10 protein-coding genes are annotated in these 10,698 nt (G+C 45.6%); 5 read left to right on the forward strand and 5 right to left on the reverse strand.

Going from position 1 to position 10,698, the window contains the following annotated elements; translation table 11 throughout:
* Positions 1–910 (forward strand): flagellar hook-associated protein FlgL (gene flgL / locus AACP44_RS07025; protein WP_339339766.1); only part of this gene is annotated, 910 nt, incomplete at its 5' end.
* A gap of 29 nt (positions 911–939) precedes the next feature.
* Here flgL and AACP44_RS07030 read toward each other — a convergent pair.
* The 4 genes from AACP44_RS07030 to AACP44_RS07045 form a co-directional block, all read right to left on the reverse strand.
* The gene (locus AACP44_RS07030; protein ID WP_339339767.1) at positions 940–1,272 is read right to left on the reverse strand and encodes a hypothetical protein; all 333 of its coding nucleotides are present in this window, start codon (positions 1,270–1,272) and stop codon (positions 940–942) included.
* Positions 1,265–2,746 (reverse strand): flagellar filament capping protein FliD, encoded by a 1,482-nt coding sequence (gene fliD / locus AACP44_RS07035; protein WP_339339768.1) that lies wholly within the window; start codon positions 2,744–2,746, stop codon positions 1,265–1,267. Before fliD ends, AACP44_RS07030 begins: the two co-directional genes overlap by 8 nt.
* Positions 2,747–2,930: 184 nt before the next feature.
* On the reverse strand, positions 2,931–3,269 hold the full coding sequence (locus AACP44_RS07040; protein ID WP_339339769.1) for a flagellar protein FlaG: 339 nt from the start codon (positions 3,267–3,269) through the stop codon (positions 2,931–2,933).
* A gap of 41 nt (positions 3,270–3,310) precedes the next feature.
* Positions 3,311–4,765, reverse strand: a complete 1,455-nt coding sequence (locus AACP44_RS07045) for a flagellin (RefSeq protein WP_339339770.1) — start codon at positions 4,763–4,765, stop codon at positions 3,311–3,313.
* 278 nt (positions 4,766–5,043) lie between these two features.
* On the opposite strand from AACP44_RS07045, the gene fliS reads away from it, so the two are divergent.
* The 4 genes from fliS (at position 5,044) to AACP44_RS07065 (ending at position 10,185) form a co-directional block, all read left to right on the forward strand.
* Positions 5,044–5,430, forward strand: a complete 387-nt coding sequence (gene fliS, locus AACP44_RS07050; RefSeq protein WP_339339771.1) for a flagellar export chaperone FliS — start codon at positions 5,044–5,046, stop codon at positions 5,428–5,430.
* Positions 5,431–5,838: 408 nt separating this feature from the next.
* Positions 5,839–7,287: a sigma-54 dependent transcriptional regulator gene (locus tag AACP44_RS07055; RefSeq protein ID WP_339339772.1), complete on the forward strand. Its 1,449-nt coding sequence runs from the start codon at positions 5,839–5,841 to the stop codon at positions 7,285–7,287.
* A gap of 205 nt (positions 7,288–7,492) precedes the next feature.
* Positions 7,493–8,788 carry an ATP-binding protein gene (locus AACP44_RS07060; protein ID WP_339339773.1) on the forward strand — a complete coding sequence of 432 codons (1,296 nt, stop codon included), beginning with the start codon at positions 7,493–7,495 and terminating at the stop codon, positions 8,786–8,788.
* Positions 8,785–10,185 carry a sigma-54 dependent transcriptional regulator gene (locus tag AACP44_RS07065; protein WP_339339774.1) on the forward strand — a complete coding sequence of 467 codons (1,401 nt, stop codon included), beginning with the start codon at positions 8,785–8,787 and terminating at the stop codon, positions 10,183–10,185. The genes AACP44_RS07060 and AACP44_RS07065 overlap by 4 nt, the downstream gene beginning before the upstream one ends.
* Before the next feature lie 9 nt (positions 10,186–10,194).
* On the opposite strand, the gene AACP44_RS07070 is transcribed toward AACP44_RS07065, so the two are convergent.
* Positions 10,195–10,698: hypothetical protein (locus AACP44_RS07070; protein ID WP_339339775.1), on the reverse strand; the 504-nt coding region annotated here is incomplete at its 5' end.

The following is a 10,698-nucleotide window of genomic DNA, read 5'->3' on the forward strand; positions in this document are numbered from 1 at the left end:
TGCCGGTTATCAAGGCGAGGTACAACCGTTTGTTAAAACTGAAGCCGGTGAATATCTTTATCAGGGTGATGATGGTCAACCTTTGATGCAAATTTCTAATTCCACCCAGATTGCGACAAGCGATAGCGGTCAGTCTGTGTTTATGGATATAGATTCGGCTTCAAAAGTCATGGCTACCAGCGTTGAGTCACGTAATAATTCAGATGCGACTATTACCGCTAGCCATATCGATAAGACTATTGATGCCACTGACGGAAAAACCAATTATGCGCGTAATGCCTACTCAGAGGATTATATCGTTGTCTATGATGACGCCACTGGGGGTTCTTATAATATCTATAGCCGAACTGATTTTCTGGCAAATAACGGTGTTTTGGGTACACCAATTAACGCAAACCCTATACCGGATACGGGTAGTCCCATGACGATCGACGCCAATACCATTGATACGTCACCGGCAATGCCAGATATCACAAACCTGGGTTGGTCCATTACCGTGACTGGCACTCCGGCCGACGGCGACCGTTTTTACGTTAATACGACTGAGAAGCAAGGGTTGTTAACGACGGTAGCCAAACTGTCAAAGGCCTTAAAAGGCTTGTCTAATTCTCCGGCTGACAGGCTGACTCTAGATGAGGTTCTGGCAAGTACATTGAACAACCTAGACGCTGCTGAAGATAATCTGTCCAGTATAAAAGCACAAATAGGCGCCAGACAGAACACTCTTGATAGTGTCAGATCACTTCATGAAGAAACTCAAATAATTAATCAGCAAGTGCTGTCGGAATTACGTGACTTAGATTATACCGAGGCCTTAAGTCGCTTGAGTCTGCAAAGCTTTACCCTGCAAGCTGCACAGCAAAGCTTTGCCAAGATTAGCAATCTATCGTTGTTTAACTTCTTGCGCTAGCGGAAAGATTGATAATGGATGGGTTGATATCAGGCTTGGGTATTATAGGCATTAATCGCTTTTTTATTGGTATTGATAATCATGCCTTCTTTCATAGCCATTTTTCTAGCCTTGATCGCCTGTTGTTTTAATAGCTCTTCTTGGTGCATAAAATTATTTAAGTGCTGAACGTAAAATTCAGCCGTTGCTGGTCCCACCGGATAGTGCTGAAAATGTTGGGTAATGGTTTTATGCCTTAATACCGCTAATGCAGAGGCTTCCGGCCATAAGCCCTCATCAGTCAGCTGCTTGAACTGCTCAGTTAATTGCAGAATTTTATACCAGCTAACGCCGATATCGGTTTGGTCTATTGGTTCAATCATTGTCAATACTGCTGATAATGCCGGCGGAGGCTTTGAGTTGTTCGCTGAGAAAATTGCCGGTTTGGTTAAGTTGACCGACAAGAAGATCCAAAGCTGCAAACTGGGAGCGATAGCGTGCTTCGATTTTTTCCAGTCGAAACTCAAGATCAAGCCGTTGCTGCTCAATAACATTCAATTCTTCTTTCAGGGTTGCTTCTCTGGTAGCAATTGTACCGCCGGACTGTAAAAAAGAATCTAGCAACGCATTCAGCTGTGTTGCTACGCCATTCTCACCAGAAAATAAGCTACCAAACTTATCAAAGTTTGCAGATAGAGCATCGTTGAGGTTGGCCGTGTAGCTATTGGTTGATTCCTCGGTCAAGCTAATGGTGCCATCTCGGTTTGTTGAAAAACCAAGATAAGACAGGTGATTAAAATCTTCAGGTGCGCCTTCGATAGTGCTGGTCATAATGCGGCGCAGCTGTTGTTCGATAAGACGTGCGCTTGAATCCGAGCCAAGGATCGCGCGGTCCCCAGTTTCAGTGTCGTAGTCGGTCAGTTCGTTTATCACCATCATCAGCTCGTTATAGCTTGCCGCAAAGGTGGTTATTGCAGATTTTACTGCTGTGTTATCAGCAGCTATATCAAGTCTCGCCGTGGAGGGGTTTAGCGGGTCATTATCAGCGCTGACGGCAGTTATTGTTACGCCATCGATTACGCTATCAAATACATTGCTTGAGCTATAGGTATTAAAACCATCAACCGTGATATGTGCATCTTGGGCGGTGCTTTCATTAGTCAGTTGGTTGCCAGTCGCATTGAGGCCACTGTCGGCAAAGTGAAATTGTGATAAACCGTTGTCATTGATATTGTCACCATCACCGGTATCAACCACACTGATGGTGATTTGATTGGCTTCACCAGTGTTATCAGATGTCAATACAATTTCAGTATTGGTGTTGTTATTACTGGTATCGAGATCAATAGTTAACAAGCTAGCGGTAATGCCGACATTGCTTGCGGCGTTATTGATGGCATCGACAAGGTCAGCCAGGCTGTCGTCAGCAGCTACAGTAACGTCAAAGCTATTGCCACCAACCAACCCTATAGTGAGTATGCCTTCACCCACAGTGGCGTTCGGATTATCATAATTAGCTGTACTGACTAATTTGCTGGCCTTAGCTAATGCCATTACTTGGATATTGTAGCTGCCAGATTCAGCATTGGAATCTGCCATCGCGGTGAAAGATTCCGGATCACTGACAGTTGTTTTTCGGCTGGAGAAAAAATCAGCATCAGCCAGATTGTCCAGCGAGCGTTGAAAGTTGGCCAGAGTGCTTTTTAAACTACCGTAAGCTGAAATACTGGCTTGAGTCTCAGTTTCTTGGAGGTTAAGCCGGTTTTCTGCTGGTGCTCGTTCAGCGCTAAGAATGTTGCTAATCAGATTGTCCAAATCTAAACCTGAACCAACACCCAATGAAGTAATAGAGGCCATGATTATTTACTCGTTCTCAATAGATATCGCTGCCAACTCTTAGCCGAAAGTTTGACGTGGATAAGATTTAAATGAAATTGAGCATATATCGTGCCATAAGATTGGCTTGTGGTGCTTTTCTTGCCAGTATGGTTTGAAGGGGGTCAATCAGATGGCCGGTTGATGTCAGCCCTCTTTATGTGACTTAAGCTTGCTCGTCTAGAAATAGGCTGGTGTTATGTTGCTCCATAAAGGCTGCCAGTTTAATGCTTTCCTCCGTTGGTATTTCTCGAATTAACTCTTCCGTTTCAGAATCGTAAACTTGAATGACGATAGCCCCAGTTTCATCTGAAACACTAAAAGATAGCGTTCGTTGTAAGTTGTGAAAATAGTCAGTCAGTTTGCTGGCAGTTTCTTGCAGTTGCTGCGGGTCAACGACTTCAGTCTGTTCAGCTTGTGCCAATTCAGCTGAGGTAGATGGCATTGGCTTGGCAGTTTGGGCGGTTATCGTCGCCTGCAGACTATCAACAATGTTGTTAAGCATAGTTATTTACCTTTGCATCCGTGGGCTACTGATTGCTAATGCTACTGCAATAAAGCCAGAATTTGCTGCGGAAGCGCATTAGCCTGTGACAGTATCGAAATACCTGCTTGCTGTAGAATCTGGTTACGGGTCAAGTTGGCTGTTTCTTCGGCAAAATCAGCATCCTGTATCTGGGAGCGTGCTGCAGAGATATTCTCGGAAATATTGCTTAAGTTCGAAATGGTTGATTCAAGCCGGTTTTGTATCGCAGCTATGTCGGCCCGGCTATTATTGATGGTGGTGATCGCGGCATCGGTTATACCTATGGCCTGCTGGGCGCCTTCTGCCGTAGATAAATCGATAGAAGCGACGCTTAACGGGTCACCTAAAGTAATAGCGCCACCGCTAACAATGCCAGCAAATTCTAGCTCAATGTCTCGAGTGCTAACTGCATTGGTGAAATCCAAACTACCTGTATGGATTAGAGTAATTTCAAAATCACCTCCACCTCCAAATTCAACGTCGTTTATAGTTATCTTGCTACTGCTAGTGAGGTCCAGTTCATATGCCAGATTGTCACCGTCCGTATCAATGATATCAAGACCACCACTACCATCGGCAGTGATGGTCACACCGGTGGGAGGACCACCTTTTTGCTCAAGATCTGTTAGCAACTTTGTGGCTATATCAGCTGACGAGTTGCCACTTGACGCAGTGGCACTAAAGGTAATTTTACCCACCATGATACTAATAACATCCCCGGCTGAGGTTGGGAAATTGCCAATATTTATTTCCGTAGTCGCCTTAACGCCAGAGAGTTCGGCCAGTCCATTATAGGCTGTGGCCAGATCTCTGGCGCTAATACCATCAGTTAAGCTGATCGTTTTAGAGCTACCACCAATAGCAGACAGGGTGATTGAATCACCTGGGTTCGCTGTAAAACTAGTTGTTCTGGATTTGTCTGAAAAGCCCTCTAGCTTTTCAGCAGTAACGGCAAAACCACCTGAATTATCCTCAGCAGCAAAACCTGAACCTAAATTAATATCAATAGTTTCTTCAGCGTTCGCACCGATCTGCAGGCTTTGCTGACCAAATGAGCCGTCTAACAGTCTCTGTGTGCCGAATTGAGTGGTATCGGCAATTCGAGTAAGTTCTTGTTGCAGTTGAGCAACCTCTTTGTTGAAATTATCTCTATCGGCAACGGTATAAGTACCATTGGTAGCTTGGATCGCCAGCTCCCGCAGACGCTGCAGGATGTTGATGCTCTCTCCCATCGCACCCTCAGCCACTTGCAATACCGAGATACCGTCATTGGCGTTGCGAGCGGCCTGATTCAGACCTCGGATTTGTGAGGTGAATCGATCGACCATGGCAAACCCCGCCACATCGTCCTTGGCAGTGTTGATTCGAAGGCCTGTAGACAGACGTTCTAGCGAGGTCTGTATGGCCCCTTGCGATATCTCCAGATTGCGCTGAGCATTTAGAGATGCAATATTGGTATTAATAATCTGTGGCATGGTCAGTTTTCCTTTAATTGTCCTCAGAGAGACTATCGGCGCACTTTTAGTTATCTTTAACCTTTTTATTCAAAACTTGTAATTATCAAATATATCCTGCCTAGAGAATTGGTTTGAAGTCCTTTTGCATAGGGAAAATAATTGATAATCAGTTATTTGCCGGTGGTTGGAAAGCTAAGCAGGATTCAAATTTAGCTAAAGTAATTGGATGGTCGTCCGATAGTTAGCAGCAGTAGAGATATTTCAGGCCGCCATTATTAACCACAGGATTACCGCTTATGCTCAATAAAGCTTCAGCCCAGTATCAGCAGGTGAGTACTCACTCAGGTATTGAAGATGCCTCCCCGCATCGCTTGATACAGATGTTAATGGAAGGGGTGTTACAGCGTTTGGCTCAAGCCAAAGGCGCTATTCAGCGCAGCGCAGTCAACGATAGGGGTGAGGCTATTGGCAAGGCAATTACCATCGTTGGCGGTTTGCGTGATAGTTTGAATAAAGAAGTCGATGGCGAGCTAGCCGCTAACCTTGATGATCTTTATGACTATATACAGCGCCGTTTATTGGCGGCCAATATCGGTAGCAGTGAAGAGATTGTTGATGAAGTGATGACCTTGATGAGTACGATCAAGGCTGGCTGGGATGGTATCGCAGAAGACGTTGCTTAAGGCTTAGACGCGATCAACTGATGAGTCAGTGTTCCAATGGCCGGTTTTCCGGCCATTCTTGGTTATGGGCTGCTGCAATAGCCAATGGGCGGATTGCCGCAGGCGAGCCTAGGTTATGCCAATCGTACCGAGTGGCTTTAAATCTGCAACAAATGGTAATTGAGAGGTAACTGCCATCGGTTGAGATGAAATTTTAGCTACTTAAGTGCCAAATAATCTAACAATTTAAGCCTGTAGATCTTAATTTATGCGCCATAAATTTGACCTGTCAAAAATAATTGGCGCATTTAGGTCGTTTTACGTGTTAAAGTAGTGCTTAGTCAAAAAGCTGACAATTTTAACAATAACTTTAACTAAATATCCCTTTTTTGGCATAGATAGATAGTTAGATATCAAGAGTTTCAATCCATGTGGGAAGACAACAATATTATCGTTATCGACGATAATGACCAGCGTCGGCATGATGCGCAGGTAATTTTAGATTTTTTAGGTGAAAACCCGCTGACATTTTCCTGCCAGCAGTGGGCAGAAGTATCCAACAGCGATGCGGCCAAGGAAAACACCCGTCAGATCAAAGCCTTGGTTTTTGGTGAAAACGGCGGTTCCCCGCTTGAACAACGTTTGCAAGAAACACAGCAGTGGGATCGTTCCTGCCCGATTATCCTGATGGGAGAGCATCAGCTGGATCAAGTCGAGGATATCGATTTGCAGCACAAGGTGATTGCGCAGTTGGAATTCCCGCCCAGCTATAACAAATTTATCGATTCTCTGCACCGCGCTCAGGTTTACAGGGAACAGTACGATATCAATGCTGGCCGTGTTCAACAGCGGGATGTACAGTTATTTCGCAGCCTGGTAGGCACCAGCCGTGAAATCCAGAAGGTGCGTGAAATGATGGCGCAGGTGGCAGATAAAGATGTCACCGTATTGATTACCGGCGAATCGGGTACTGGTAAGGAAGTGGTTGCCCGAACACTGCATTACAACTCCCATCGGCGCAATATGCCCTTTGTTCCAGTCAACTGTGGCGCAATACCTCGCGAGTTGCTGGAAAGCGAGTTATTTGGTCACGAAAAAGGTGCATTTACCGGTGCGGTGACCGCTAGGGCGGGGCGTTTTGAAATGGCTCAGGGCGGCACCTTATTTCTCGATGAAATCGGTGATATGCCGTTAGATATGCAGGTTAAAATCCTGCGTGTGCTGCAGGAGCGCTGCTTTGAGCGTATCGGTGGTAATAAAACCATTCAAACCGATGTACGAATTATCACGGCTACCCATCGTCAGCTTGAAGATATGATTCGAGATGGCGGTTTCCGCGAAGACCTTTATTACCGCCTTAATGTCTTCCCCATCGAGATGCCGCCACTGCGCGAGCGGGTTGAAGATATTCCGCTATTGTTAAACGAATTGGTCACCCGTCTGGAAAATGAAAAGCGCGGCTCCATTCGTTTTAACTCTGCCGCTATTATGTCCCTATGTCGTCATGAATGGGCCGGTAATGTCAGAGAGCTGGCCAATCTGGTAGAGCGTATGGCCATTCTGCACCCCTATGGTGTGGTTGGGGTGCAAGAACTGCCGAAAAAATTCCGCCATGTGGATGAGGCTGATGAAGATGTGGTTATTCCGGCATCGGCTCAGTCCGACGGTATGCCCACTATGGCAACCATGGAAAGCACTGCATTATTGCCGGTCAATGGTATTGATCTAAAAGAATATCTGACCAACCTTGAACGCGGTTTAATCCAGCAAGCCCTAGATGACAGTACGGGTATCGTTGCCCGAGCTGCTGAAAAGCTAAAAATTCGCCGTACCACGCTGGTCGAGAAAATGCGTAAATACGATCTTCAGCGTAAGTAATCATCCCTTCTGATCACGCCTACTGAGCAAGGACCGTTATCTGATGGCCCAATAAGCCTTGGTTTCGACTTGCCAATTCCTTGACTGCATCCGCTGTCTGGATAACTAAGCCTCTGTTTTAAATGATATTTTTAAATCGGCACGGTGTTTGCAACAGCTCTCAAAAGCTCGAATATTGTCAAAATTCTGCTGAGAGAAATAAGCTATGTCATCCCCTGCTATTGAAAATAGCCAGCCTATAGTTGCAAAGACGTCTGTCGCCCAGTCGGCAGAGGGTGTTGATAGCGATACCGCACAGCCTGTCCGCAGTCGTGAAGAACTGATGTCAGCCTTTGAGGTTTTTAATAGCGTATCGGCGCAATTAGCGGAAACCTATCAGGCAATGGAACAGCGGGTAGGTTCGCTTAATCAAGAGCTTCATCAAGTTGCCGAGCAGCGCTTACAAGAGCTAAAGGAAAAAGAGCGTGTCAGTAACCGTTTAGAAAGCCTGCTGCATTTACTACCGGCCGGTGTTGTAGTACTGGATAGCAAGGGGGTGGTCACTTCTTGTAACCCGGCGGCAGAGGATTTTTTAGGTGAACCTTTGTTCGGTGAAATATGGCGAGATGTGATTCATCGATCTTTTGCCCCGCAAGTCGATGATGGTCATGAGATTTCCTTAAAAGATGGCCGTCGTATCAGCATGGTTACCCGCTCCATGCAGGGTGAGCCGGGTCAGCTGATTCTACTGACCGATCTGACCGAAACGCGTGAATTACAGCGCCGGCTTGATCGTCATCGTCGTTTATCAGAGATGGGTCGGATGATGTCATCAGTCGCTCATCAAATCCGCACGCCGCTTTCTGCTGCCATGCTTTATGCCGGACACCTCTGTGATTCGGATTTGACTCAGGACCAAAGCCGGCGGTTTTCCGAAAAAATTCTTTCACGTTTAACGCACCTAGATCAACAGGTCAAAGATATGCTGATCTTTGTTAAAGGTGATGTAAAGCTAACCGATACCATGGCTATCAGTGAATTGCTCAGCCAGCTGGAGGCGGCTATGGAGGTCTCTATTAAAAACAGTGATTCCAGTTATAGCATGACTAACGATTGTGCTGAGGCGATGATTCAATGTAATCGCGATAGTATGGTTGGCGCGCTAATGAATTTGATTAACAACGCTATCCAGTCAGTCGGTAGCGGTGTAGACATGACGATTAAAGTGAGCACTGTAGACGATAAGCATTTGCAAATAATGATTGCGGATAATGGCCCCGGTATTGAACCGTCGGTATTAAAAAATCTGCAAGAACCTTTCTTTACCACCAAGTCGCAGGGAACAGGCTTAGGCCTGACTGTAGTCAAAGCGGTTGCTCAGGCTCATCATGGTGGGTTTGAACTTCGTTCCAAAGCCGGCAAAGGAACCACAGCCGTGTTAACGCTGCCAATCTTTAACGATCTGACTGATGCCACTAAAATCAGTGATCAGTCTGTTGATAATGACGGAGTTATGCGATGAGTCACCCGCCAATCAAGCTAAATGCCATGGTTTTGGTTGTTGAAGATGATCATGATTTAAGAGAAGCCTTGGTGGATACGCTGGAGATTGCCGGCTGTTCAGTGGTTCAGGCGGATTGTGCTGAAAAAGCATTAGCGATTATTCCCGATCAGGCCCTGGATATGGTGGTTTCAGATATCAATATGGGAGCAATGGATGGTTTGGGCTTATTAAAACAAATTCGCCGGCAATATCCACAATTACCGGTATTGCTAATCACTGCCTATGGTAGTGTTAGTGCGTCGGTTGAAGCGATTAGACATGGTGCTGTCGATTATTTGGTGAAACCGTTTAAACCTCAACTTTTGGTAGAAACGGTTAGTCGTTATGTTGGTGTAGCCAGTGTCAATGCCGAAGATCAACCGATTGCGGTTGAACCTTCCAGTTTACAATTATTGCAATTGGCTAAACGCGTAGCAGAGACAGATTCCACCGTATTGATTTGCGGCGAATCAGGAACCGGTAAAGAAGTATTGGCCCGTTATGTTCATCAGCAATCAACCCGTGCACAGCGACCTTTTGTCGCCATTAACTGCGCGGCTATTCCTGAAAATATGTTAGAGGGCATGTTGTTTGGCCATGAGAAGGGTGCGTTTACAGGTGCTTATAACAGCGCGCCGGGTAAATTTGAGCAGGCCAATGGCGGTACTTTACTGCTAGATGAAATTTCAGAAATGGATGTCGGTTTGCAGGCAAAAATTTTGCGGGTGATCCAAGAGCGTGAAGTAGAGCGCTTGGGCGGTCGTAAAACCATTGATCTGGATGTTCGAATTATTGCTACCACCAATAGACAGTTGGCAGCAGAAGTACAGGCCGGCCGGTTCCGCGAGGACTTATTTTATCGCTTAAGTGTTTTTCCGTTGCAGTGGTTACCTTTGCGCGAGCGTACGCAGGATATAGAGCCCTTAGCGAAAAAATTATTAACCATACACACTACCAAAATGGGTCGTACACCGGTTGACCTTGATCAAACAGCGATACAGGCTCTAAATAGCCATCAATGGCCCGGCAATGTTCGTGAATTGGACAATGTTATTCAGCGCGCATTAATTATGCAGCCCGGCATGGTTATTTCAGATTTCCATTTGCGGCTAAATCCATTTAATAGCCAAGCCATTAATTTGGGTACATCATCAGCCGCTGAAGCGGAAGAAATTTTATCGGCGAACAATAATATATTGGAAGATGACTTACAGCGCCGTGAATTTGAAATTATTGTCAATACCCTAAAAAGCGAAGGCGGTTCGCGCAAAAAAACAGCAGAAAAATTAGGCATAAGCCCAAGGACATTGCGCTATAAATTAGCCAAGATGCGGGATATAGGGATTAGTCTAGAGGGGGCTTTGCAAAGCGCCTAAAAACAAGCGTTAGGCAGCGTAGCGATTAATCCAGCGAGAAAAATCTTTGGCGTGGCAGGGGTTTTGATGACAGAAATTCTGCTCCCAAAAATGCCCCAGACCATCAATATCATCAGCCGAAGGTAGTTGGTGCTCAGACCGTAAATAAATAACCCAGGCAATAGCCGTACTATAAGCCAGATTGATTTTTAACTCTTGATCCGGGTCGTTTAAAAATTGATGCTGGCTGGCAAGGCCTCGAACTTTACTGGCCAGGTCGGGATGAAAGGCTAAATACTGATCCCATATAATGCGATGTTGAGTCGAAGTGATCTGGTAAATGCCGATACCTTGGTTATTGTCTTCACACTGTTGATAAAAAGGATCAAAATTAGATTCCTGAGCAGCGGTGCCTAGTAGTAACCTCTCAGCGGCTGGTGAGTGCATGCCCAAATACTCGAGGGTCGGTTTAATAACATGTTCGGTTAAATCTACAGCACTAATAGTCATAACAACGCTTAAACCTTTACTGCT

The organism is uncultured Oceanicoccus sp. (assembly GCF_963968385.1).
Classification (GTDB): Bacteria; Pseudomonadota; Gammaproteobacteria; order Pseudomonadales; family Dasaniaceae; genus Oceanicoccus.

Bases quoted from the DNA above. Each gene is read 5' to 3' on its own strand.
- AACP44_RS07030 (WP_339339767.1), bottom strand. From the start codon at position 1,272: ATGATTGAACCAATAGACCAAACCGATATCGGCGTTAGCTGGTATAAA.
- fliD (WP_339339768.1), bottom strand. From the start codon at position 2,746: ATGGCCTCTATTACTTCATTGGGTGTTGGTTCAGGTTTAGATTTGGAC.
- AACP44_RS07040 (WP_339339769.1), bottom strand. From the start codon at position 3,269: ATGCTTAACAACATTGTTGATAGTCTGCAGGCGACGATAACCGCCCAA.
- AACP44_RS07045 (WP_339339770.1), bottom strand. From the start codon at position 4,765: ATGCCACAGATTATTAATACCAATATTGCATCTCTAAATGCTCAGCGC.
- fliS (WP_339339771.1), top strand. From the start codon at position 5,044: ATGCTCAATAAAGCTTCAGCCCAGTATCAGCAGGTGAGTACTCACTCA.
- AACP44_RS07055 (WP_339339772.1), top strand. From the start codon at position 5,839: ATGTGGGAAGACAACAATATTATCGTTATCGACGATAATGACCAGCGT.
- AACP44_RS07060 (WP_339339773.1), top strand. From the start codon at position 7,493: ATGTCATCCCCTGCTATTGAAAATAGCCAGCCTATAGTTGCAAAGACG.
- AACP44_RS07065 (WP_339339774.1), top strand. From the start codon at position 8,785: ATGAGTCACCCGCCAATCAAGCTAAATGCCATGGTTTTGGTTGTTGAA.